This window comes from Nonomuraea sp. 3-1Str (genome assembly GCF_031570565.1).
Taxonomy (GTDB): Bacteria; Actinomycetota; Actinomycetes; order Streptosporangiales; family Streptosporangiaceae; genus Nonomuraea.
In genome coordinates, this window is record NZ_JALHBK010000045.1 from 23,234 (window position 1) to 46,353 (window position 23,120).

Genomic DNA, 23,120 nt, shown 5'->3' on the forward strand with positions numbered 1-23,120 from the left:
CGGACAGCGGAACGAGGGTGAACATGGGCGAGACGACGGCCAGCGGCTCCCGCCAGCAGGCACGCCCCGGCCGAGGTGTGAGCAAGGCGCAGGAGCTGGAGCTCCGGCAGCTCCTGGCCGGGCTGACCGCCGTACGTGACGGCGACTTCGGCACCAGGCTGCCGGACGACGCCGGCGGGCTGCTGGGCGAGATCGCCCTGGTCTTCAACGGCATGGTCGACCAGCTCTCGCTGTTCACCTCCGAGGTGACCCGGGTGGCCCGCGAGGTGGGCACCGACGGACGGCTCGGCGGCCAGGCCGAGGTGCCCGGCGTGTCGGGCACCTGGAAGGACCTGACGGAGTCGGTCAACGCCATGGCCGGCAACCTCACCAGCCAGGTGCGCTCCATCGCCGAGGTCACCACCGCGGTCGCCAAGGGCGACCTGTCCCAGAAGATCACCGTGGACGCCCGGGGCGAGATCCTGGAGCTGAAGAACACCGTCAACACGATGGTCGACCAGCTCTCCTCGTTCGCCGACGAGGTCACCCGCGTCGCCCGCGAGGTCGGCACCGAGGGCCAGCTCGGCGGCCAGGCCGACGTGAAGGGTGTCGCGGGCACGTGGCGCGACCTCACCGACTCGGTGAACTACATGGCCGGCAACCTCACCGCCCAGGTCCGCAACATCTCGCAGGTGGCCACCGCCGTCGCCCGCGGCGACCTGTCCCAGAAGATCACCGTGTCGGCCCGGGGCGAGATCCTGGAGCTGAAGAACACGCTGAACACCATGGTGGACCAGCTGTCCTCGTTCGCCGACGAGGTCACCCGCGTCGCCCGCGAGGTGGGCACCGACGGGCGGCTGGGCGGCCAGGCCGACGTCAAGGGCGTGTCCGGCACGTGGAAGGCGCTGACGGAGTCCGTCAACGTCATGGCCGACAACCTGACCGCCCAGGTGCGCTCCATCGCCGAGGTCACCACCGCGGTCGCCAAGGGCGACCTGTCGCAGAAGATCCGGGTGGATGCCCGGGGCGAGATCCTGGAGCTGAAGGAGACCATCAACACGATGGTCGACCAGCTCTCCGCCTTCGCCGACGAGGTGACCCGCGTCGCCCGCGAGGTCGGCACCGAGGGCCAGCTCGGCGGCCAGGCCACCGTGCGGGGCGTGTCGGGCACCTGGAAGGACCTCACCGACAACGTCAACTTCATGGCCTCCAATCTGACCGGCCAGGTGCGGTCCATCGCGCAGGTGGCCACCGCGGTCGCCAAGGGCGACCTGTCGCAGAAGATCACGGTCGACGCCCGCGGCGAGGTCGCCGCGCTCGCCCAGACGATCAACACGATGGTCGACACGCTGTCCGCGTTCGCCGACGAGGTCACCCGCGTCGCCCGCGAGGTCGGCACCGAGGGCCAGCTCGGCGGCCAGGCCCGGGTCCCCAACGTGGCCGGTACGTGGAAGGACCTCACCGACAACGTCAACTCGATGGCCGACAACCTGACCAACCAGGTGCGCTCCATCGCCCAGGTCACCACGGCCGTCGCCAGGGGCGACCTGACCAGGAAGATCGACGTCGACGCCCGCGGCGAGATCCTGGAGCTCAAGACCACCATCAACACGATGGTCGACCAGCTCTCCTCGTTCGCCGCCGAGGTCACCCGCGTCGCCCGCGAGGTGGGCAGCGAGGGCCGGCTGGGCGGCCAGGCCGAGGTCGAGGGCGTCTCCGGCACGTGGAAGCGGCTCACCGAGAACGTCAACGAGCTGGCCGGCAACCTCACCCGCCAGGTGCGTGCCATCGCCGAGGTCACCAGCGCCGTCACCTCCGGCGACCTGACCCGCTCCATCACGGTGGACGCCGAGGGTGAGCTGGCCGACCTGAAGGACAACATCAACTCGATGGTGGGCTCGCTGCGCGAGACCACCCGCGCCAACCAGGAGCAGGACTGGCTCAAGTCCAACCTGGCCCGCATCTCCAGCCTCATGCAGGGCCACCGCGACCTCAGCGCCGTGGCCGAGCTGGTCATGAGCGAGCTGGCCCCGCTCGTGGCCGCCCAGTACGGCGCCTTCTTCCTCGCCGAGGAGTCGCCGGCCGGCGCCGAGCTGAAGCTCATCAACGCTTACGGCTACCCGGCCGGGACCGACCGGCCCACCCGCTTCAGGCTGGGCGAGTCGCTGATCGGGCAGGCCGCCCGCACCCGGCGCACGATCGCGATGGACGGCGTGCCGGCCGACTACGTCAAGGTCTCCTCCGCGCTCGGCGAGACCACGCCGACCTCGGTCATCGTGCTGCCGATCGTGGTCGAGGAGCAGGTGCTCGGCGTCATCGAGCTGGGCTCGGTCTACGCGTTCACCGCGGTCCACCGGGCGTTCCTGGACCAGCTGATGGAGGCCATCGGCGTCAACGTCAACACCATCATCGCCAACGCCCGCACCGACGAGCTGCTCGTCGAGTCGCAGCGGCTCACCGCGGAGCTCCAGGCCCGCTCGGAGGAGCTGCAGAACCAGCAGGAGGAGCTCCAGCGCTCCAACGCCGAGCTGGAGGAGAAGGCGGCCCTGCTGGCCACCCAGAACCGTGACATCGAGACCAAGAACCTGGAGATCGAGCAGGCCCGGCAGGAGCTGGAGACCCGCGCCCAGCAGCTCGCGCTGGCCTCGAAGTACAAGAGCGAGTTCCTGGCCAACATGAGCCACGAGCTGCGCACCCCGCTCAACAGCCTGCTCATCCTGGCCCAGCTCCTGGCGCAGAACCACACGCGCAACCTCACCCCGAAGCAGGTCGAGTACGCGAGCATCATCCACTCGGCCGGCTCCGACCTGCTGCAGCTCATCAACGACATCCTCGACCTGTCCAAGGTCGAGGCGGGCAAGATGGACATCGCGCCCGAGCGGGTGCCGCTGCGGCAGCTCCTCGACGACATCGAGGCCACGTTCCGCCCGATGACCATGCAGAAGAGCCTCGACTTCGTCGTCACCACGGCCGCCGGCGTCCCGGTCGACGTGCTGACCGACGACTCCAGGCTCCGCCAGGTCCTGCGCAACCTGCTGTCCAACGCGGTGAAGTTCACCGAGGCGGGCAGCGTCGAGCTGCACATCGAGCCGGCCTCGACCACCGAGGTCCCGTCCTCGGTGCGCATGCACGGCTCGGCCATCGCCTTCCGGATCAAGGACACCGGCATCGGCATCGCCGAGCAGCACCTGGAGGCCATCTTCGGGGCGTTCCAGCAGGCCGACGGCACCACCAGCCGCAAGTACGGCGGCACCGGGCTCGGCCTGTCGATCAGCCGCGAGATCGCCTACCTGCTCGGCGGCGCGATCACCGCCCAGAGCTCCCCGGGCAAGGGCAGCGTGTTCACCCTCTACCTGCCGGTGGCGCGCCCCGACTTCGACGAGCCGCCGGCGGGCTCCTCCGCCCGGGAGCGCGACGCCCGCGAGGTGCTGGAGTCCGGCTCGGTGACCGTCACGCCGGCGGTGTCGCCGCCCCAGCCGCAGCAGCAGCGCCGGCTGCTGGTGATCGAGGGCCGCGATCGCGGGCTGCTGTCGCTGGTGGCCGAGAGCGCGGTGGCCGACCTGGCCAACAACCGCGACCGGGGCGACCAGCGCGGGCCCGTCGAGGTCATCAACGCCGTCGGGGTGCAGGAGGCGGCCACCGCCCTCGCGGCCCAGGCGTACCACTGCATCGTGCTGGAGCTGGACATGGCCGACGGCGCGGCGCTGCGCTTCCTGGAGGACATGGACGGCGACTCGGCGCTGCGGGGCGTGCCCGTCCTGGCCTACAACAACTGGCGGCTGGACCCCGGGCAGGAGTCCAACCTGCAGGCCCGCACCGGCACCCAGCCGCTCGAACTGCTCTCCAGCCTGGACGAGCTGCGTGAGCGCATCGCGCTGCACCTGTCGGCCGAGGGTCCGCACGACGTGCTGCCGCTGGTCAGGCCCGAGGAGGTGCAGCGGCCGGTGACGCAGGCGGGCGACGGGTCGCTCGCCGGCCGTACCGTGCTGGTCGTCGACGACGACGCCCGCAACCTGTACGCGCTGACCGGCATCCTGGAGATCCACGGCCTCCAGGTGCTGCACGCCGAGAACGGCCGCAAGGGCATCGAGACCCTCACCGCCCACCCGGAGATCGACATCGTGCTGATGGACGTGATGATGCCGGAGATGGACGGCTACGCGGCCACGGTGGCCATCCGGGCGATGCCGCAGTACGCCGACCTGCCCATCATCGCGGTGACGGCCAAGGCGATGCCGGGCGACCAGGAGAAGAGCCTGGCCTCGGGGGCGAGCGACTACGTCACCAAGCCGGTCGACGCCGACGACCTGCTGGCCCGGATCCAGCGCCGGCTGGGCAGGTAGCCGCTCGCGGCGCCATCCCGCCCGCCCGGGCCCACAGCAGCTACGACCAGCGTCGAGGAGCAGGACGTGCACGACTCCCAGCAGCCCGCCGATGAGGGCACCCGCCTCGGGCGGCTGGCCGCCACCGTGGAGCGGCTGCGCCGTGAGGTGCGCGAGGCGCACGCGGCGGCCGACGGCCGGGCCCTGATCGAGCTGGCCAAGGGCATCCTGGTGGAGCGGCTGGGCTGCAACCCGGCCGAGGCCGCCAGGCAGCTCGCCGCCCTCGCCGAGCAGACCCGGCTGACGCAGCTCGAACTGGCCGCCGACATCGTCAACCAGGCCGCGCAGGACCGGCTGACCGAGGCGGCCAGCCAGTTCGTCAGCGCGGCCACCGGCCGCGAGGGCGCCGCGCCCAGCCCCGGTGGCGGCGACCCCGGCGACTCCGGCGACCACGCGTCGATCGCCGTACGGCTGCGCACCGCGGAGAGCGGGGTCCTCGCCGCGGACGACACCCAGACGGTCAGCGAGTCGCTGCTCCAGCACGCGCTGTCGCCGCTCGGCGCCACGGCCGTCGCCGTGTGGGCGGCCGGCACGGACGGCTCTCTCACCCTGGCCGGCGCGGCGGGGTTCGCGGCCGGTGAGGCGGAGCGGTGGCGGTACGTGCCGCCCGGCGTCGCGACGCCCGCCCGGCAGGCGCTGGTGGAGCGGGGCACCGTGTGGTTCGCCGACCTGTCGGAGTTCGGCCTGCCCTCGATCGGCCATCAGCCCTCGCAGAGCGGTGGCCGGGTCACCGTCCCCGCGGGCACCGGAGGACGCATCCTCGGCGTGCTGGAGATCGCCTGGACTCATCGTCTGCCGCCGCAGCCGCAGTCGGTCCAGCGGCAGGTGGAGGCGCTGGCCGAGCTGATCGCCCACACCCTGGAGGGGCACCCGGCCTTGCAGGCGGTCCTGCGCCCGCCCCAGTCGGACCTGATCGACCTGGCCGACGGCCTGCACGACCCCGCCCTCGTCCTGCGACCCCACCTCGACGCCGACGGGCGGCTCGTCGACTTCCTCATCCAGCACACCAACACGAACTTCGTCGACTTCGCGGGCCGCCCCCGGGCCGCGGTCAACGGCGCGCTGCTGCTGGAGGCGTACCCGATGGCGGCGGGCGAGGGCGGGCTGTTCGAGAAGGTCGAGCGCGTCCACGCCACCGGCGAGGCGTTCCGGACCGAGCGGATGCAGCTGACGGCCATCATCGACCAGGTGCCGCTGACCGCCGTCGCCAACGTCAGCGTCAGCCGCCACGGCGACTGCGTGCTGCTGGTGTGGCGCGTGCTGGACGAGGCGGCGCGGGTGGCGGGGCTGCTCCAGCACGCGCAGCGGCTCGGCCGCATGGGCGGCTTCGAGGAGAACGTCGTCACCGGCGAGATCACCTGGAACGGCCAGCTCTTCTCCCTGCTCGGCCTGCCGGCCAACGCGGCGCCCATCCCGCTCCAGCAGCTCCCGCGGCACGCCCACCCGGACGACGGGGTCGCCCTCGGCCGCTTCCTGCGCGGGCTGCTGCACCACCAGCGGCCCGCGTCCACCGCCTTCCGGCTCCGGCGCTCCGACGGGGTGTCACGGCACATCCGGGTGGTCGCCGAGCCGGTGCTGGACGCCAACGGGCGGCTGCTCTGCGTGCGTGGCGCGTACCAGGACATCTCCGCACAGCACTGGACGGAGGTGGCGCTCGCCGCGACGCGTGACCAGCTCGCGCACAGCGAGCAGCAGGCGGCCGAGCGCAACCGCCTGGCTCTCCAGCTCCAGCAGGCGATCATGCCGCCCACGCACGGCCCGATCGAGGCGTTCGACCTCCGGATCGGCGTCCGTTACCGGCCCGCCGAGGAGGAGGCGCTGGTCGGCGGGGACTGGTACGACTGCGTGGTGCTGCCGTCCAAGCAGGTGCTGCTGTCGCTCGGCGACGTGGCCGGCCACGGCATCGAGGCGGCCACCGGCATGGTGGTCCTGCGCAACGCGCTGCGCGGCCTGGCCACCACCGGCGCCGGGCCCGCGCAGCTCCTCACCTGGCTCAACCTCGTCGCCCACCACCTGACCGAGCAGGTGACGGCGACGGCCGTCTGCGCGCTGTTCGACCCGGAGACACGGGTGCTGCGCTGGGCCAGGGCCGGGCACTTCCCGCCGATCATGGTGCGCGACGGCGAGTCGTCGGAGCTGCCGATGATCGACGGCGTCCTGCTGGGGGCGCTGTCCGAGGCGAGGTACGACGAGGGCAGCGTCCAGCTCCTCAAGGACGACGTGCTGCTCATGTACACCGACGGGCTCATCGAGCGGAAGGACCGCAGCCTGGAGCACTCCCAGCGGCAGCTCCTCACGGTCGCCACGGCCGAGGTGTCGTCGCTGGAGCAGCGGCTCGACCACCTGCTCACGTACAGCAGGTCCGACACGGACGACGACACCTGCGTCATCGGCATCCAGCTCCGCTGACCCGGCGCCTCCCCGGGCGTCGAACCTGGGGTGGAGGGCGGCGCGCGGGAACGCCGGGTACGGCGGAACGCTTACGTGAGAGGTAATCGACTTGCCTATCGGCTTCCACGAGACTGGCCGCACAGTCTAAGGAAAGGGACCCGTCATGACCCGGAAGATCGTCGAAGAGCTGCTCGGCCGGATGGCCAAGGGCGACCACGACGGGGCCGCCGAGCTGTTCGCCGAGGAGATCGACTGGCAGCTCGACTGGCCGGAGGAGGGGCACCCCGCCGTGCCGTGGATCCGGCGGCGTACCGGCCGGGGTGACGTGGCCGGACATTTCCGCATGTTGGAGGCGTACCACGTGCCCGAGCTGAACGGCACGTCGGTCACGCGGATCCTGGTGGACGGGGCCGACGCGGTCGTCCTGGGGCACATCAGGCAGACCGTGCGGGCGAACGGGCAGGCTTACACCTCGGCCTTCGCGCTCCACCTCACGGTCGAGGACGGGTTGATCACGCGGTACCACATCTACGAGGACAGCCTCACGGTGGCGCGCGCCCTCACCGCCGACGCCGATATTTCCGAATAACTCCGCTTTTATCCGAGTATAAATCCCGGCGCATTCGTCCGTACGGCGAGAAATGCCGTGCCGACCGCCAGGAATATCGCGGAGCAATCCGTCCGGGGCATGTGGCGAGACTGCCACGCTGCGAGCCGTACCGCCGCTCGACGAAGCCGTCCCCGGCCTCCGCGCACGCCGGCGACGGCCTTCTGCCCGGCGGGGGCCCTCCGCCCGGCGGGGGCCGAGCACGCGGATCTCAGGGAGCGACTCCCGGCCCGTCTCGTCCGCGTCCGCGTCCGCGGGATCGGGGTCACGGTGCTCGGCTGCTCGCCATTTCAATCCACCGCGCGGCATCAACCTGATGATTTTTGCGTAGTCGCGCCTTTACCGAGAACGGCGAAGCACCCGCCACTAATCCTTATTGACGTGTTGAAGCTGGAAATCGTTGGCGTCGTGCATTAGTGGGGATACGCTCGTTATCACAGCCCGGCGGGGTCCATCGGACCACAACCAGCGGACCCCGCCGGACCATTACCCACCCGAAGGAGGGCGTCATGCCGAAGTCCTCTCGCCACCTGAGGATCAGGATCGACGGAGAGTTCCGCGTACGACCGCCACGCCGAACCTTTCTCGTCGTCAGCCTGATCGCCGTCGTCGTAGCCATCGTCCTGGTGGCCGGTGACAACACGACGGTCCAGCTCTTGCTGTGACCGGCGGCGCAAGGCCGCCCGCCCTCGCGGTGAGCGGCCTGACGCGCCGGCGCGCACGCCGACGACGCGCCCGCACGGGACGACTCCGATGCAGCCATGATACCTCGGAGTTCGGAAAACAAAGGGCCGCGCCGCTCCTCGACAACGGCCTTGTTCAGGCCGCGTACATTCCGAAGATTTTCCACCGCTCACAGTTGGACATTTATCCCCCCGCCCTTTTCCGGCAGGCCGGCGACGTGCCCATTGTCCGTCACCCGGAACGCCGGCTGTCATAAGCGGCCTGGGCCTCCAGCACCTCGGGCATGTCCGCCTCCAGTTGCTCGATGAGGGCGAACAGCCGCACGGCGGCGCGTTCGCCGAGCGGCGTGAGGCTGTAGTCCACCCGCGACGGGAAACCCTCACGGGCACGCCGGTCGACGAATCCGTCACGTTCGAGCAGTTGCAGCGTCTGCGTGAGCATCTTGTCGCTCACCCCGTCGACGCGGCGACGCAGCTCGTTGAAGCGCATGGCGTGCTCGTGCAGGCCGAGCAGGACCAGGGGACCCCAGCGGCCGGTGATGTGCTCGAAGGTCGCGCGGGAGGGGCAGGCGCGGGCGAAGACGTCGAACTCCAGCGCCGGCAGAGTCCGCTCCGCCTCGGTGGCGGGCTGTGCGAGTGCGTCCATGCCCTGATGCTACCTCTTGGTTAGCACTTACTTTAAGTTTGCGCTTTCTAGGAGAAAGTGCCATGGTGGGTCACGAACACCCCGCCACGAAAGGGATCACCATGTACGTCGTCACCGGAGCCACCGGATCTCTCGGCCGCCTCGTCGTCCGGCAACTGCTCGACCGGGTCCCCGCGGACCAGGTCGCGGCCGTCGTGCGGGACAAGGACAAGGCCGCCGACCTGGCCGCCCGCGGGGTCGAGCTCCGCGTCGCCGACTACGACGACCCCGCGAGCCTGCGCGGCGCCTTCGCGGCCGGCGACCGGGTGCTGTTCATCTCCGGCAACGAGGTCGGGCGGCGCGCCGCCCAGCACCAGGCGGTCGTGGACGCCGCCAAGGACGCCGGGGTCGCCCTCCTCGCCTACACGAGCGTCCTCGGCGGTCCGAAGGCCGACTTCGACCTGGCCCGCGACCACCAGTACACCGAGCAGGCCATCATCGACGCCGGCGTTCCCCACACCTTCCTGCGCAACGGCTGGTACACCGAGGTCTACACCGAGAGCCTCGGCCAGGTCCTGGAGCGGGGCGCCCTCGTCGGCAGCGCCGGCCGGGGCCGGGTCGCCTCGGCCGCGCGCGCCGACTACGCCGCCGCGGCCGTCGCCGTGCTCACCGGCGAGGGCCACGAGAACAAGGCGTACGAGCTGAGCGGCGACGTCGCCTGGGACCTGGACGAGTACGCGGCGGAGGTGTCCCGGCAGTCCGGCAAGGAGATCACGTACCGGAGCGTGACCCCCGAGGAGCACCGGGAGATCCTCACCGCCGCCGGCCTGCCCGAGCCCGTCGTCGCCCTGCTGCTCGACATCGACGGCGCCATCGCGCGCGGGCTGCTGGCCGGGACGAGCGGCGAGCTGTCGCGGCTCATCGGCCGCCCGACGACTCCGCTGTCCGACAGCGTCGCCGCCGCCCTCCGCTCCTGACCTCGCCGGACTCCACGGCGGGCGCCTCCGGACAGGGCGGCCCCCTCGAACGGGGGCGGGCCGCCGGTCTAGGCTGGGGCGCATGCGCGTAGTGGTGATCGGTGCCAGTGGTCACATCGGCACCTACCTGGTCCCCCGGCTGGTCGACGCGGGTCATGAGGTGGTGGCCGTCAGCCGCGGCAAGCGTGAGCCGTACACCCCCCACGGCGCCTGGTCCCGGGTCACCACCGTGACCGCCGACCGCGAGGCGGAGGAGGCGGACGGCGCGTTCGGCCGGCGGATCGCCGACCTCGACGCCGACGCGGTCATCGACCTCATCTGCTTCACCGAGGAGAGCGCCCGCCGGCTCGCCACGGCCCTGACCGGGCGCGTGCGCCACTTCCTGCACTGCGGCACGATCTGGATCCACGGCCCCAGCACCCGGGTGCCCACCACCGAGGACCGGCCGCGCCGCCCCATCGGCGAGTACGGCCGCCAGAAGGCGGCCATCGAGTCGTACCTGCTCGACCGGGCGCACCGCGACGGGTTCCCCGCCACGCTGATCCACCCGGGCCACATCACCGGGCCGGGCTGGGTCCCGGTCAACCCGGCGGGCAACCTCGACATCGGCGTGTTCCAGGCGCTGGCCGACGGCGACGAGGTCACGCTGCCCAACCTCGGCATGGAGACGGTCCAGCACGTCCACGCCGACGACGTGGCGCGGCTGTTCATGGACGCGCTGGCCGCCCCGTCGGCCTCCGTCGGCGAGAGCTTCCACTCGGTCGCCACGACCGCGCTCACGCTGCGCGGCTACGCCGAGGCGGTGGCGGGCTGGTTCGGGCGCGAGGCGCGGCTGGCGTACCTGCCGTGGGAGCGCTGGCGCGAGACGGTGCCGGAGAACGACGCCCGCGTCACCTACGACCACATCGCGCACAGCCCCCACTGCTCGATGGAGAAGGCCGCGCGCCTCCTGGGCCACCGCCCGCGCCACACCTCGCTGGAGGCCGTCGCCGAGGCCGTCGACCGGCTGGTGCGGACGGGCCGCATCACCACCTGACCGGCGACCGGCGACGAGGCCGGGCGGTGAACCGTCAGTGGCCGGCGACCTGGGTCTTCAGCGCGATGATCACCAGCCCGAGCAGCAGGTTCATGATCCCCGACACCACGACCACGCCCTTGCCCGAGCCCGCCGACACCGCCGCCGCGACGGCCCAGGCGACCTGGGTCGCCACCGCGACGCCCAGCGCCACCCAGGTGGCCGCCTCGTTCGACATCCCCAGCTGGGAGGCCAGCGCGACCGCCACGGCCGGCGGCACCGCGGCCTGGGCCAGCGGCCACTCCTGCCGCCCGGCCGCGCGTATCCGCCGCCACGTCAGCGGGTACAGGCCGCGCTCGACCAGCCTGACGTACAGGTGCGCCAGCCAGAACACCACGCCCGTGCTGATCAGCAGCAGCACCAGATCTCCCGGCGGGCTCGGCGTCCCGGCGGCGCTGCCGGCGACCACGGAGGCCGCGAGCAGCGAGCCGTACACCGCTCCCCCGAACTCGGCCGGCTCCGGAGCCGCGTCCGTGTCGCGCGCATTCATGACAGCAGTGTCCGGCGGGTCCCGCGTGACGGCCGGGCGGCGTGCCCGGCCATGCACAGATTTGGGACGATCCAGGATGGTGGGACTACGACAGGGCGCGGACCGTAGCGGTGAAGACGCCTGGGAGGCGCTGGGCGGCCGGCACGACGAGGCGGGCCATGCCCGGGCGGCCGGCCGCGTACACCAGGGCCCCCGTGAGCAGCCGGTGCGCCCGCGACAGCCGCAGCCACGCCTGCTCGTACTCCTGCGGCCGGCCCTGCCGCAGGCAGCCGACCAATGACCGGGCGCACCGCACCGCCAGCGACACCCCTTCACCGGTGAGCGCGTCGGTGTAGCCGGCGGCGTCGCCCACCAGCAGCACCCGCCCGGCAACGCGGGCCCGCACGCGCTGGCGCAGCGGCCCGGCGCCGCGCACCGCCGTCGCGGGCGCTCCCCGCAGGCGGGCGAGCAGGGCCGGGAACGCGTCGAGGTGCTCGGCGTAGCCGTGCCGGCGGGTGCTCAGGATCGCCACCCCGACGAGGTCGCCGGCCACCGGCGTCACGTACGCCTCACCGCCGCCGGACCAGTGGACCTCCACGTGATCCGTCCACGGGGCCACGCGGTAGTGCCTGCGCAGCCCGTACCGGCGCGGGCCCCCGTCGGGCAGCCCGAGGCCGAGCGAGCGGCGGATCGGCGAGTGCAGGCCGTCCGCCGCGACGAGCCACCGGGCGCGCAGCCCGCCCGCCTCCACGCCCTCGCGGTCCTGGGACACGGACCCGATCCGTCCCGTGACGGTCTTGACGCCCAGCTCGGCTGCCCGCCGGGCGAGGGCGGCGTGGAGCACGGTCCGCCGCACCCCCAGCCCCTCGGCGGCGCGGAACGGGGCGCGGGCGGAGTGCCGGCCGTCGAGGTAGTGGATGCCGCGCAGCGGCCGGCCCGAGAGCTCCACGCCCATCGCGGTCAGCGCCGCCACTCCGCCGGGCATCAGCCCCTCGCCGCACGCCTTGTCCACCGGCGTGGCGCGCGGCTCCACGACCACCGCCTCCATCCCGGCCAGGGCCGCGTGGATGGCGGTCGCCAGGCCGGCGGGCCCGCCGCCGGCCACGAGGACGTCGATCACGCGACCGCCCGCCCGCCGGCGGTGGCCAGCGCCGTGTTCTCGCAGCGGATGCGGACGACCATCAGCACCGCGTTGAGCAGCGTGAACGCGAGCGCGGTGACCCACGCCGTGTGGACGAGCGGCAGCGCGGCGCCCTCCACGACGACGGCGACGTAGTTGGGGTGCCGCAGCCACCCGAACCGGTACGGCCCGCGCGTCACGAGCGGCAGCCCCGGCACCACGATCACCTGGGTGTTCCAGCGCGGGCCGAGGGACGTGATGCACCACCAGCGCAGCGCCTGGGCGGCGACGACGAGGACCAGCATCGGCCAGCCCAGGGCGGGCAGGAACGGCCGGTCGGCCAGAGCGACCTCCAGCGGCGCGCCGGCCAGCAGGCCGGTGTGCAGGGCCACCATCCACGGGTAGTGGCCCTGGCCGGTGACCACACCGCCGCGTTCGAGGCTCCATCGGGCGTTGCGGCGGGCGATGCGCAGCTCGGCCAGGCGTTCCAGGCCGACGAGCAGGATGAGCGTCAGATACCAGAGCATGGCCACTCCCGGCGCGGTGGAGCGAGATCGGCGGACTTCGGAGACACGGCTACCAGCGGAGCAGGACCAGCTCGGAGCAGAAACCGGGCCCCATGGCGAGCAGCAGCCCGTACTCCCCCGGCTCCGGCCGGCGCTCGTCGAGCGTGTCACCCAGGACGTGCAGAACGGAAGAGGACGACAGGTTCCCGTTGGCGGCCAGGGAGCGCCAGGTCAGCTCCAGGGCCCCGTCCGGCAGGTCGAGCACGTCGGCCACGGCCTCCAGCACCTTCGGGCCGCCGGGATGGCACACCCAGACGGCCATGTCGCGGGCGGTGAGCCCGTGCCCGGCGAGAAAGCCCCGCACGTCGTCGGCCAGGTAGCGCCGGACCATGTCCGGCACACTGGCGTCCAGCAGCACGCCGAACCCCGTGTCGCGCACCTCCCAGCCCATGACGTGCCCGGAGTCGGGGTACAGGTGGCCGAGCGTGGCCACCACCGTCGGCCCGCGCGCCTCCCGCTCGCCGCCGCAGGCCACCACGGCCGCCGAGCCGTCGCCGAACAGCGCGCTCGCCACCAGGTTGGCGGGCGAGGAGTCACCGCGTTGCACGGTCAGCGAGCACAGCTCGACCGACAACAGGACCGCCGCATGGCCGGGCCAGCCGCGCAGGTAGTCGTGCAGCCGGGCGATCCCCGCCGCCCCCGCGACGCAACCGAGCCCGAACACCGGCACGCGCTTGACGTCCCGCCGCAGGCCCAGCCGGTCGACCAGGCGGGCGTCCACCGAGGGCGCGGCCACGCCGGTCACCGACGCGAACATGATCATGTCCACGTCCTCCGGCTCCAGCCCAGCCGCCTTGATCGCCCCGCCCACGCTCTCCGCGCCCAGCTCGACGGCCGCGGCGATGTACGCGTCGTTGGCCGCGCCGAAGCCGTCGATCTTGTCGTAGTCCTCTATCGGGAGCGCGAGGTTGCGGAAGTCGACGCGGGCGCTGCGGTGCAGCCGGTCGAGCAGCCGCCGGTCGGCGCCGTCGGGCAGGCACATCCGCGCCGCCATGTCCGTCAGCTCAGCCTGGGGGTAGCGGTTGGGCGGGAAGGAGGTGCGGACGGCAGCGATACGGGTCATCTGGGCTCTCCGGCTCGTGGCGCTGTACGACTCCGACCCTCGGGACGCTTCCCTCCCGGGCGCCCGCTAAGCCATCGCGATGACCACATTCCCTTGTCCCTTCGATCATCCGGCAGCGGTGTGACGGGGCGTGGGGACCTCGGCGGCGGGCAGGCGCGGCCTACGATCGGGGGGTGACGGGTGGTGAGGCGGCGCGCGTGAGCGGACTCCGGCGGGTGGCCGGCGGGCTGGCGCGGGCGTGCCATCCCGGGCCGACGGTCGCGGTGACGTCCCTGGTGACCGCGCTCGCCGTGGCGAGCGGGCGCGACGCGGCCGGGTGCGCGCTCGTGGCGGCGGCCGTCCTCACCGGGCAGCTCTCGGTCGGCTGGTGCAACGACGCGGTGGACGCCCGCCTCGACGTGGCGGCCGGACGCTCCGGCAAGCCGATCGTGGACGGCGTGGTCGGCGCGCGGACCGTCCGCAACGCCGCGTTCGCCGCGCTGCTGCTGTGCGTGCCGCTCTCGCTGGCGTCCGGCCTGCTCGCCGGGGCCGCGCATCTGATCGGCGTGGGCGCCGCGTGGGCCTACGACCTGGGCGTGAAGGCCACGATCTGGTCGTGGCTCCCGTACGCGGTGGGGTTCGGCTCGCTGCCCGCCTTCGTGACGCTCGGCCTGCCGGGACACCCGTGGCCGGCCTGGTGGGCGGTGGCGGCCGGGGCCCTGCTGGGGTGCGGCGCCCATCTGGCGAACGTCCTGCCGGACATCCCGCACGACCTGGCGGCGGGGGTGCGCGGGTGGCCGCAGCGGCTCGGCACGGAGCGCACGCGGCTGCTGGCCCCGCTGCCGCTGCTGGCGGCCACGTGGCTGCTGGTCTTCGCCCCGCCTGGCGACGCGGGCGCCGCCGGGTGGCTGGCGGTGGCGGTGACGGGCGTGATGGTGGTCGCGGGCACGCTGCTGCACGGGCGGGCCGCGCGGGCGCCGTTCGCGGCCGCGATCGGGGTGGCGGCGGTGGGCGTCCTCGTGCTGCTCGCCAACGGCCCCGCCCTCACCGCGTGACGCCGCACCGGCCGGGCCGGTTCACCGGCCGTGGGGCGTACGGAGGAGGCCGGACGAGGTTCACCGGCCGTGGGACGTACGGAGGAGGCCGGACACGGAGTCGCGCAGCCAGCGGCGGGCCACCGCGAGCGCCATCGGCAGCGGCACCATCCCCGCCCCCAGCCCCACCTCCACCAGCAGGTCGAACACCTCCTTGCGGCGCGCCGCCGTTCCGATGGCCGCGTCGATGAACCCCGGCGACTGGGCGAGGCGGGCCAGCACGTCGGTGGTGCGCAGGTGCGGGCCGAGGGCCGCGCGCAGCTTGCGCCGGTAGACGGGCAGCGGGTCGCCGGGCGCCTCGACGGCCGCCTCCCCCGCCAGCCGGCCCGACAGCAGGGCGTAGTAGATGCCCTCGCCGGTGAGCGGGTTGATCAGGCTGGCGGCGTCGCCGGCGAGCATGACGCGGCCCGCGCCGGGCGCCGGCCGTCCGGAGGACAGCGGCAGGTGGTGGGCGCGCAGGTCCCGGGCCGGACGGTCGGGCAGCAACTCGGCGAGGCGGCCGTGCAGCACCTGCCGCCCGGGTGGCCCGACGGCGTGCAGGCGGGGCAGCAGCATCCCGAACCCGACGTTGGCGGTGCCGTCGCCGATGGGGAACGACCAGGCGTAGGCGGGCCAGCCCTCCTTCTGCATGGCGATGAGCTGGGCGTCCTCGGAGCCGGGCACGTCGGCGTACCCGCGGACGGCGATGGCGGTGTGCTGGGCGGTGTTGGCCGCGAGACCGGCGAGGCGGCGGAGCGTGGAGTGGGCGCCGTCGGCGGCCACGACGGCGCGGGCGGCGATGTCCGCGTCGATGACGGTGTACGGCCCGCTCTGGTCGATCGCGCGGACGCGATGGCGGCGGACCTCGACGCCACGCGCCCGGGCGGCCTCGACCAGGCGGGCGTCGAACACCCGGCGCGGCACCACGTGGTTGGGCCGGGCCGCCTCCGCGCTGACCCGCGCGCCGCTCGGGGACACCACCGAGAGGCGGGAGGTGGGCCGGTAGTCGTCGATGAGGCCCGGCAGGCCGAGCAGGGCCAGCTCGTCCCGGCCGTGGGCCGCGATGCCGTCGCCGCACGCCTTGTCGCGCGGGAAGCCGGACTTGTCGAGCAGCAGGACGCGCGCTCCGGGGCGCAGTTGCGCCGCCCGCAGCGCCGCCGCCGCTCCCGCCGGGCCGCCGCCGACGACCACCAGATCCCAGACGTCGTTCACATCGGGTCTGTGCCACGCCGGCCACCGCCGAAACCGTCCGGCCGGTGACGGAGTGCCCTCCTCGGGTACGGCCGGCGCCCGTCGCCGCCCCGGGCGGAGGTCAGTCGCCGCCCCAGCCGGGCGCCCGTCGCCGCCCCGGGGCGGGGCTCAGTCGCCGCCCCGGGCGGGGGTCAGTCGTCGCCCCGGGCGGGGGTCAGTCGTCGCCGTCGCGGGTCCCGGAGCCGGCCGGTGTCACGTCCTCCGTGGGCGGGCGGGGGCCGGGGACCTGGTGGTCCTGGTGGTGCGCGGCGGGGAGGGCTCCCTGGGCGACGTGGGCGAGGGTGATCTCCGACAGGAGCGTCTCCTCGTGGTCCCGCAACGCGCTCCACACGTCCGCCAGGGGCCGGGCCACCCCCGGATACCCGCCGTGGTCACCCCCCTCCGGGACGCCCTCCACCACCGTGATGATGTCGGCCAGGCTGATCTGGTCCTTGGGGTGGGCGAGCCAGTAGCCGCCGTCGGGGCCGCGCTGGCTGTGCAGGAGGCCGGCGCGGCGCAGCTGGAGCAGGATGTTGTCGAGGAACTTGCGGGGGATGCCCTGGGCCGCCGCGATGCGCTCGGCGGGCACCGGCCCGGGTGGGGCGGCGGCCAGCTCTGCGGCGGCTCTCAGGGCGTACTGGGTCCGGGCGGAGATCCGCATATCGCTCAGTTGGTCACCTGGTGAAGGCCCCAGCGGCGGCGCAGGGCGTCGTCGGCGACGCCGAACAGCCGGTCCACGAAGATGCCGATGACCAGAATCACGATCATGGTGGCGAGCAGGCCGGGCGAGTCGGCCAGCTCGCGGGCGAAGTGCAGCTGCTCGCCCAGCGACGGCCGGTTGGCGATGATGACCAGCAGCTCCCCGGCCATCAGCGAGCGCCAGGCGAACGCCCAGCCCTGCTTGAGCCCGGCCAGGAACGACGGCAGCGAGGCCGGCAGGATGACGTGCCGGTACAGGGCGAGCCGCCGGAAGCCGAGCATGTGCCCGGCCCGCAGCAGGATCGGCGGCGTGTAGTCCACGCCGGCGATCAGGCCGTTGGCGACGGACGGCGCGGCGCCGAGCACCACCACGAACAGGATGGCGCTCTCGCTCAGCCCGAACAGCAGGATCGCCAGCGGGAACCAGGCGATGGACGGCATCGTCTGGAGCCCGGTGATGAGGGAGCCGACGGCGCGGCGCAGGGGCCGGATCCGCGACACCAGCGCCCCGACGACCAGCCCGACGGCGATCGCGAGGGCGAACCCGACGACGGCGCGGCGCATGGTGACCGACAAGGCCTGGTAGAACTCGGCCTCGCCGAGCCGGTCGCCGAGCTCGCGGAGCGTGGTGAGCGGCCCGGCGAAGACGTACTCGGGCCACCAGCCGGCCAGCACGACGAGCTCCCAGGCGGCGAGCACCAGGGCCACCGCCAGGGCGACCGGCCACGCGCCGGCCCAGGCGCGGGTGAGCAGGCCGGCGCGCCTAGCCGGGGTGAGCTCCAGGGCGTCGAGCCCGGCGATCTGCCGGGCGTGCGTGTCAGCGGCCATCGGGGGCGACCTCCTGGGCGCCGGGCTGCGTGAAGCCGTGGCGCATGACCTCCTCGCGCAGGCGCTGCGTGATCTCGCCGGCCTGCCCGGCGACCTCGGCCGAGTCGGTACGGCGGGGCCGGGGCAGCGTGACCGGGAAGTCCTCCACCACCCGGCCGGGACGGCTGGACAGCAGCACGACCCGGTCGCCGAGCCGGACGGCCTCGCGGACGTTGTGGGTGACGAACAGGACGGCGAGGTCGCGCTCGCGCCAGATGCGCTCCAGCTCGTCGTGGAGCAGGTCGCGGGTCATCGCGTCGAGCGCCCCGAACGGCTCGTCCATGAGCAGGACGTCGGCGTCCTGGGCGAGGGCCCGGGCCAGGGCCACGCGCTGCCGCATGCCGCCCGACAGCTCGTGGGGCCGCTTCTTGCCGAACCCGCCGAGGTGCACGATGTCCAGGAACTCCGCCGCGCTGTCCCGCCGTTCCTGCCGGTTGAGGCCCTTGGCCCGCAGCGCCATCTCGACGTTGGCCGAGACGGTCAGCCAGGGGAACAGCGCGGGCTCCTGGAACATGAGCGCGATCCGGTCGCGGTCGACGTCGATGCGGCCGGCGGTGGGCGCGTCGAGGCCGGCGACCAGGGAGAGCAGCGTGCTCTTGCCGCAGCCGGAGGCGCCGAGCAGGCACACGAACTCGCCGGGCGCGACGTCGAGGGCCACGTTGTCCAGGGCCTGCAGTCCCGCCTTGCCCTGCCCGTAGATCTTGGAGACGGCCTGGATGCGGACGGCGGGCTCCTGCCCGCCGACCCGCCCGCCGGCCTGCTCCGTGAGCGGAGCGGTCATGGCACCTCCGTCGGTTGTCCGAGAGTCGGTTGTTCCGAGAGTCGCTGGTCCGAGAGTCGCTGGTCCGAGAGTCACTTGTCCGAGATGGCCGGCTGGCCCTCGGCGGCCAGGACCTCGTTGAGGATCTTGAGGTCGTAGATGCCGTTCAGGTCGACGGGGTCCAGCAGGCCGACCTTGGTGGCGTGCTCGGCGCTGCCGACCAGCGACGAGGCGATCGGGTCGTCGGTGAAGGTGATGTTCTTGAACGCGCTGTCGAGGACCTCGGGCTTGAGCGGCTTGCCGGTGAGCTTCTCCAGCGCGGCGTTGGCGGTCCGGGCGGCGCCCGCCGGGTCGGACTTGATCAGCGCGTTGGCCTCGACGTGTGCCTCGATGAGCTTGCGGACCGTGTCGGGGTGCTCCTTGAGGAACTCCTGCCGGACGATCAGGTGGGTGATGACGAACTGCTTGTTCGGCCACAGGTCGCGCTCGTCGACGAGGACCTTGCCGCCGCTCTCCTTGATGAGGCGGCTGGCGAACGGCTCGGGCACCCAGGCGCCGTCGATGTCGCCGGTGGCGAACGTCTGGATGGTCTGGGAGTTCTCCTGCGGGACGATGTGGACGTCGCCGCCGCCCTTGGTGTCGGTCTTCAGGCCCTTCTCGGTCAGCCAGTAGCGCAGGGCGACGTCCTGGGTGTTGCCGAGCTGCGGGGTGGCGATCTTCTTGCCCTTGAGCTGCTCGGGGGTGGTGATGCCGGGCTTGACGACGAGGAACACGCCGCCGGAGGCCGCTCCGGCGACGATCTTGATGGCCTGGCCCTTGGACTTGGACCAGGCGTTGATGGCCGGGTTGGGGCCGACGTAGGTGGCGTCGATGGCGCCGGAGAAGACGGCCTCGATCGCGGCGGGACCGGCGTTGAACGTGCTGGTCTTGAGCGTGGTGCCGCTGCCGAGGTGCTTGGCGAACAGGCCCTTCTCGACGCCCACGAGGGCGGTGGCGTGGGTGATGTTCGGGAAGAACCCGAGCCGCACCTCAGCCGGCGCGGTGCCGGCCTTGCTGTCGCCGCCGGACCCCCCGCAGGCCGCGGTCAAGGTCGTGAGTGCCAGAGCCGCCACGGCGGCCACCACCCCGCGAAGCCCGCGAGCGTTCATCGGTTCTCCCTATTTCCCACTTATTTAGTAGATATAATGTGTTTATAGGGCCGCGCGGGCGTGGAGTCAAGCCGGGGGTTCCAGCTACCTTCGGATTTTCAGACGTGCTTCAGCAGCAGCAGGGCGATGTCGTCGGTGCGCTGCTGGACGTCCAGCGCGTGGTCGATGAGCGTCTGCGCGACCATGGCCAGGGGGCGGCCTGCGCTGCGGGTGAGGCGGCGGCCCAGGGCCTCCATGCCCTCGCCGATGTCGACGCCCGGCACCTCGATCAGGCCGTCGGTGTAGAGGGCGAGCAGCGAGCCGGGCGGCAGCGGCAGCTCCAGCGTCGGATAGTCGGACTCCGGGTCCAGCCCGAGCAGCAGCCCCGAGGGTATGTCGATGATCTCCGCGGGCTCGCCGGGCCGGCACAGCAGGGGCGGGAGGTGTCCGGCGCTGGCCAGGCAGGCGGTGTGCCGCGCCAGGTCGAGGTTGACGTACAGGCAGCTCGTGAACAGGTCGGGCGCGAGGTCGATGAGCAGCCGGTTGGTGTGGTACAGGACCTCGCCGGGGCTCGCGCCGGCGGTCGCGTGGGCGTGGATGGCGGTGCGCACCTGCCCCATGAGGGCCGCCGCGGTCATGTCGTGGCCCTGGACGTCGCCGATGACGGCGGCGGCCGTGGTGTCGTCCAGGCTGATGAGGTCGTAGAAGTCCCCGCCGATGTCCATGCCGAGGGTGGCGGGCAGGTAGCGGGCGGCCACGTCCAGCCGTGGGATGGCGGGCAGCGCGCTGGGGAGCAGACTCGCCTGGAGCGCCTCGGCCAGCTGGTGCTTGACGTCGTAGAGCCGGGCGCGTTCCAGGGCCTGGGCGACCAGCCCGGCCAGGGAGGTGAGCGTGGCCCGCTCGTCGGCGGTGAAGGCGCGCGGGCGCGCGTACGAGAGCACGCAGGTGCCGATCGGGCGGTCGGAGGCGATGAGCGGAAGCACCGCCCACGCGGACATGCCGGGCTGGCGTATCGCGTCGGAGTGCCGCGCGACGAGGTCGTCCCAGCTCTCGAAGAACGCCGCCTCGCCGGTCAGCATGACGTGCTGGCTCGCGGTGTGCGCGGTGAGCGGCAGTCCGTCGAAGTGGTCGATGATCTCCGTCTCGTAGTTGTGGGAGCCGACCACCAGCATCCGGCCGTTCTCGGCGAGCAGGATGGCCATGCCCTGGGCGTCGCAGAGCACCATGACCTGCTCGCTGACGAGGTCGACGACGTCCTGGACGGTGACGGCCCGGGTGAGGGTGGCCGCGAGGTGGACCAGGTTGTAGAGCGTGTCCGCCCGGATCGGCCTGATCAGCGGCTCGGCCGCCCCGGGCGGCCCCGGGAGGGCCGGCCCCGGGACGGGGACGACGCGGATGCTGATGCCGAGCGGATCGGAGTGCAGCTCGAAGGCGAGCCGCTCGCCGCGCGGGTTGCGGGCGGTGAACGCGGTGACCTGGTTGCTGAGGGCGGCGGCCCGGTAGTGGTCCTCGAAGACCGGGTCCCGCAGCCACGGCAGCACGTCCCACGGCCGGGCCCCCAGCAGCTCGGACACCTTGCCGCCCAGCATGTCGGCCGCGCGCTGGGTGATGAACGTGACGCGGCCGTCCATGTCGAGCGCGCAGCAGCCCTCGGGCAGCCGGTTGACGTAGTCGAGCGCGGCCAGCGCCTCCTCCATGTCCGGGGTGTTCCCGCGGGCGGCGACGAGAAGGCGGGGGCGCTCGCCGGGCACGACGCGGCGCCCGGCCTCGGCGGCCCGCCGCAGCAGCACGCCCATCCTGCGGCAGGTGATCTCGATGACGTCCCGCTCGTGCCGGTTGAGGTCGGAGGCGTGCGGCGAGGGCCACAGGAGGAGAAGCGTTCCCCAGTCGTCCGGCTCGGTGTAGATGGGCGCGGCGGCGGTCGAGAAGCTGTACGGCAGGACGAGCGCGGCGTCCGGGAAGTACCGGGCCATCTCCTCCTGGCCGGGCACCCAGATCAGGCGCCGTTCACGCAGCGCGTTGGAGGCGGGGGCCAGGCTCTCCAGACGGAGCCGGGACCACTGACTGGCGATGGGTGAGGGAAGCCCCATCGCCACCTCCAGGCGCAACGCGTTCTGGCCGGGGGTGAGGAGGTAGACGCCGCCCATGTGCGATCCGGTGTTCCCCACGGCGTGGGCCAGCAGCTCGTCGAGTCCCGGCAGGTCGTCTGCGGGGCCGAAGAAGTAGCTGGCCTGGTCACCCATGGGCGGTGCCTCACTCTCGAAGTGAGCTCAATACCCGAAAAATGCCTATATAGGACAATATGCCCGAGTCGCCCTGGCGGGCACCCCCAGCCCCTTACTCGGGACCGACGGGCCGGCGGCTACCCTGCGGCCATGCACACGCCGACCGCCCCCGCAGGCGTCTCCGAGCTCACGCCGCGGCTCATCCGAGCCGAGATATTCGTGGTCTTCGCCGTGTCGCTCGGCGCGAGCGGCCTGGTGGCGCTCGTCCGCCTGGTGGGCGCCATCACGGCCCCGAAGGAGCTCAGGGGCCAGCGCGCCGTGCTCACCCCCTCGCTCGCGCCCGGACGACCCTGGCTCGACCTGGCGCTCCAGCTCGTGGACATCGCCATCACGGTGGCGCCCGTCGCGCTCGTCGCCTACCTGCTCGTCCGCTCCGGCGAGTCCATGCGCGCCATCGGCGTGGACGCCCGCGAGCCGGGTCGCGACCTGCGGCGCGGCGCGACGCTCGCGGCCGTGATCGGCGGCACGGGGCTGGCGTTCTACCTCGCCGTGTACGCCGCCGGGGTCAACCTCACGGTGGTCGCCGGGGCCCTGCCCGACGAGTGGTGGCGGGTACCGGTGCTGGTGCTCGCCGCCGCGCAGAACGGCGTGCTGGAGGAGGTGCTGGTCGCCGGCTACCTGCTGCACCGGCTGGCGCAGGCCGGCCACGGCCCCTGGCGGTCGCTGGTGATCTCGTCGCTGCTGCGCGGCTCGTACCACCTGTACCAGGGGTTCGGCGGGTTCGTCGGCAACGTGGTGATGGGGCTGGTGTTCGGCCGCCTCTACCAGCGGTGGGGCCGGGCGATGCCGCTGGTCGTTGCGCACACGCTGATCGACACCGTGGCCTTCGTCGGGTACGCGCTGCTGCACGGCAAGGTGAGCTGGCTGCCCTGACCCCGCCTGTGATCCCGCGCCCGGACGCGGGATCACAGGCGGGTCGAAGCTGCGTCAGAGGCCGTAGCGGCTCTTCAGGTGCCGCCACCAGTCGCGCAGCATCCACGCGTCGAACTCCGTGATCGAGGTGGCGCTGCCCGCGTTCATGATGAAGCAGCACTGCCCCGTGGGCGTCCAGTCGTAGAAGTCGTCCAGGCCGAACGAGTGCCCCATCTCGTGCAGCAGGATGTGGATGTTGTCGGCGTTGAGGTTGCTCATGAAGTACTCGCTGCCGATGCGCTGGCCCCAGT

Annotated in this window: 20 protein-coding genes; 8 read left to right on the forward strand and 12 right to left on the reverse strand. The window is 72.9% G+C overall.

The features are described from left to right. The first annotated feature begins 23 nt into the window (after positions 1-23). The 4 genes from MTP10_RS40095 (at position 24) to MTP10_RS40110 (ending at position 8,024) form a co-directional block, all read left to right on the forward strand. Complete coding sequence (locus MTP10_RS40095; protein ID WP_310716985.1) at positions 24-4,322, forward strand: HAMP domain-containing protein; 4,299 nt, start codon at positions 24-26, stop codon at positions 4,320-4,322. A 66-nt stretch (positions 4,323-4,388) separates the two neighbouring features. Next, positions 4,389-6,770 carry a SpoIIE family protein phosphatase gene (locus tag MTP10_RS40100; RefSeq protein ID WP_310716986.1) on the forward strand — a complete coding sequence of 794 codons (2,382 nt, stop codon included), beginning with the start codon at positions 4,389-4,391 and terminating at the stop codon, positions 6,768-6,770. Between the two features lie 145 nt (positions 6,771-6,915). Further along, positions 6,916-7,341 carry a nuclear transport factor 2 family protein gene (locus MTP10_RS40105; protein ID WP_310716988.1) on the forward strand — a complete coding sequence of 142 codons (426 nt, stop codon included), beginning with the start codon at positions 6,916-6,918 and terminating at the stop codon, positions 7,339-7,341. Between the two features lie 527 nt (positions 7,342-7,868). Continuing rightward, entirely contained in the window at positions 7,869-8,024 is a 156-nt protein-coding gene (locus tag MTP10_RS40110) for a hypothetical protein (RefSeq protein WP_310716989.1), read from the forward strand. A gap of 250 nt (positions 8,025-8,274) precedes the next feature. Here the strand turns inward: MTP10_RS40110 and MTP10_RS40115 are convergent, their stop codons facing one another. Then, entirely contained in the window at positions 8,275-8,688 is a 414-nt protein-coding gene (locus MTP10_RS40115; RefSeq protein ID WP_310716991.1) for a helix-turn-helix domain-containing protein, read from the reverse strand. 62 nt (positions 8,689-8,750) lie between these two features. On the opposite strand from MTP10_RS40115, the gene MTP10_RS40120 reads away from it, so the two are divergent. Continuing rightward, positions 8,751-9,644: an SDR family oxidoreductase gene (locus tag MTP10_RS40120; RefSeq protein ID WP_310716993.1), complete on the forward strand. Its 894-nt coding sequence runs from the start codon at positions 8,751-8,753 to the stop codon at positions 9,642-9,644. Positions 9,645-9,726: 82 nt separating this feature from the next. Next, complete coding sequence (locus tag MTP10_RS40125) at positions 9,727-10,680, forward strand: NAD-dependent epimerase/dehydratase family protein (protein ID WP_310716995.1); 954 nt, start codon at positions 9,727-9,729, stop codon at positions 10,678-10,680. Positions 10,681-10,714: 34 nt separating this feature from the next. On the opposite strand, the gene MTP10_RS40130 is transcribed toward MTP10_RS40125, so the two are convergent. The 4 genes from MTP10_RS40130 to MTP10_RS40145 form a co-directional block, all read right to left on the reverse strand. After that, positions 10,715-11,209, reverse strand: a complete 495-nt coding sequence (locus MTP10_RS40130; RefSeq protein WP_310716997.1) for a hypothetical protein — start codon at positions 11,207-11,209, stop codon at positions 10,715-10,717. Positions 11,210-11,294: 85 nt separating this feature from the next. Beyond that, a complete protein-coding gene (locus tag MTP10_RS40135) occupies positions 11,295-12,308 on the reverse strand; it encodes an NAD(P)/FAD-dependent oxidoreductase (RefSeq protein ID WP_310716999.1) in 1,014 nt (337 codons plus the stop codon). After that, positions 12,305-12,835 (reverse strand): isoprenylcysteine carboxyl methyltransferase family protein, encoded by a 531-nt coding sequence (locus MTP10_RS40140; RefSeq protein ID WP_310717001.1) that lies wholly within the window; start codon positions 12,833-12,835, stop codon positions 12,305-12,307. The genes MTP10_RS40135 and MTP10_RS40140 overlap by 4 nt, the downstream gene beginning before the upstream one ends. 49 nt (positions 12,836-12,884) lie before the next feature. Further along, positions 12,885-13,937: a 3-oxoacyl-[acyl-carrier-protein] synthase III C-terminal domain-containing protein gene (locus MTP10_RS40145; RefSeq protein WP_310717003.1), complete on the reverse strand. Its 1,053-nt coding sequence runs from the start codon at positions 13,935-13,937 to the stop codon at positions 12,885-12,887. Positions 13,938-14,110: 173 nt separating this feature from the next. On the opposite strand from MTP10_RS40145, the gene MTP10_RS40150 reads away from it, so the two are divergent. Next, the gene (locus MTP10_RS40150) at positions 14,111-14,971 is read left to right on the forward strand and encodes a UbiA family prenyltransferase (RefSeq protein ID WP_310717005.1); all 861 of its coding nucleotides are present in this window, start codon (positions 14,111-14,113) and stop codon (positions 14,969-14,971) included. A 60-nt stretch (positions 14,972-15,031) separates the two neighbouring features. Here the strand turns inward: MTP10_RS40150 and MTP10_RS40155 are convergent, their stop codons facing one another. From MTP10_RS40155 to MTP10_RS40180, 6 genes are all read right to left on the reverse strand, one after another. Further along, positions 15,032-16,201, reverse strand: a complete 1,170-nt coding sequence (locus MTP10_RS40155; protein ID WP_310717007.1) for an NAD(P)/FAD-dependent oxidoreductase — start codon at positions 16,199-16,201, stop codon at positions 15,032-15,034. A 193-nt stretch (positions 16,202-16,394) separates the two neighbouring features. Next, positions 16,395-16,880, reverse strand: a complete 486-nt coding sequence (locus MTP10_RS40160; RefSeq protein WP_310717009.1) for an Rrf2 family transcriptional regulator — start codon at positions 16,878-16,880, stop codon at positions 16,395-16,397. A 5-nt stretch (positions 16,881-16,885) separates the two neighbouring features. Then, on the reverse strand, positions 16,886-17,746 hold the full coding sequence (locus MTP10_RS40165; protein ID WP_310717011.1) for an ABC transporter permease: 861 nt from the start codon (positions 17,744-17,746) through the stop codon (positions 16,886-16,888). Beyond that, positions 17,736-18,566, reverse strand: coding sequence for an ABC transporter ATP-binding protein (locus MTP10_RS40170; protein WP_310717013.1), 831 nt, complete (start codon positions 18,564-18,566; stop codon positions 17,736-17,738). The genes MTP10_RS40165 and MTP10_RS40170 overlap by 11 nt, the downstream gene beginning before the upstream one ends. Positions 18,567-18,637: 71 nt before the next feature. Next, entirely contained in the window at positions 18,638-19,693 is a 1,056-nt protein-coding gene (locus MTP10_RS40175) for an ABC transporter substrate-binding protein (protein ID WP_310717015.1), read from the reverse strand. A gap of 98 nt (positions 19,694-19,791) precedes the next feature. Next, on the reverse strand, positions 19,792-21,915 hold the full coding sequence (locus MTP10_RS40180) for a SpoIIE family protein phosphatase (RefSeq protein WP_310717017.1): 2,124 nt from the start codon (positions 21,913-21,915) through the stop codon (positions 19,792-19,794). Between the two features lie 132 nt (positions 21,916-22,047). Between MTP10_RS40180 and MTP10_RS40185 the strand changes: the two genes are divergently transcribed. Continuing rightward, entirely contained in the window at positions 22,048-22,830 is a 783-nt protein-coding gene (locus tag MTP10_RS40185; RefSeq protein ID WP_310717019.1) for a type II CAAX endopeptidase family protein, read from the forward strand. Between the two features lie 54 nt (positions 22,831-22,884). On the opposite strand, the gene MTP10_RS40190 is transcribed toward MTP10_RS40185, so the two are convergent. After that, positions 22,885-23,120 (reverse strand): hypothetical protein (locus tag MTP10_RS40190; RefSeq protein ID WP_310717020.1); only part of this gene is annotated, 236 nt, incomplete at its 5' end.

Excerpts from the sequence above, each read along its gene's own strand:
- MTP10_RS40125 (WP_310716995.1), top strand. The coding sequence starts at position 9,727 with ATGCGCGTAGTGGTGATCGGTGCCAGTGGTCACATCGGCACCTACCTG.
- MTP10_RS40145 (WP_310717003.1), bottom strand. The coding sequence starts at position 13,937 with ATGACCCGTATCGCTGCCGTCCGCACCTCCTTCCCGCCCAACCGCTAC.
- MTP10_RS40105 (WP_310716988.1), top strand. The coding sequence starts at position 6,916 with ATGACCCGGAAGATCGTCGAAGAGCTGCTCGGCCGGATGGCCAAGGGC.
- MTP10_RS40185 (WP_310717019.1), top strand. The coding sequence starts at position 22,048 with ATGCACACGCCGACCGCCCCCGCAGGCGTCTCCGAGCTCACGCCGCGG.
- MTP10_RS40160 (WP_310717009.1), bottom strand. The coding sequence starts at position 16,880 with ATGCGGATCTCCGCCCGGACCCAGTACGCCCTGAGAGCCGCCGCAGAG.
- MTP10_RS40165 (WP_310717011.1), bottom strand. The coding sequence starts at position 17,746 with ATGGCCGCTGACACGCACGCCCGGCAGATCGCCGGGCTCGACGCCCTG.
- MTP10_RS40095 (WP_310716985.1), top strand. The coding sequence starts at position 24 with ATGGGCGAGACGACGGCCAGCGGCTCCCGCCAGCAGGCACGCCCCGGC.
- MTP10_RS40175 (WP_310717015.1), bottom strand. The coding sequence starts at position 19,693 with ATGAACGCTCGCGGGCTTCGCGGGGTGGTGGCCGCCGTGGCGGCTCTG.
- MTP10_RS40170 (WP_310717013.1), bottom strand. The coding sequence starts at position 18,566 with ATGACCGCTCCGCTCACGGAGCAGGCCGGCGGGCGGGTCGGCGGGCAG.
- MTP10_RS40110 (WP_310716989.1), top strand. The coding sequence starts at position 7,869 with ATGCCGAAGTCCTCTCGCCACCTGAGGATCAGGATCGACGGAGAGTTC.
- MTP10_RS40180 (WP_310717017.1), bottom strand. The coding sequence starts at position 21,915 with ATGGGTGACCAGGCCAGCTACTTCTTCGGCCCCGCAGACGACCTGCCG.
- MTP10_RS40115 (WP_310716991.1), bottom strand. The coding sequence starts at position 8,688 with ATGGACGCACTCGCACAGCCCGCCACCGAGGCGGAGCGGACTCTGCCG.
- MTP10_RS40120 (WP_310716993.1), top strand. The coding sequence starts at position 8,751 with ATGGTGGGTCACGAACACCCCGCCACGAAAGGGATCACCATGTACGTC.
- MTP10_RS40140 (WP_310717001.1), bottom strand. The coding sequence starts at position 12,835 with ATGCTCTGGTATCTGACGCTCATCCTGCTCGTCGGCCTGGAACGCCTG.
- MTP10_RS40130 (WP_310716997.1), bottom strand. The coding sequence starts at position 11,209 with ATGAATGCGCGCGACACGGACGCGGCTCCGGAGCCGGCCGAGTTCGGG.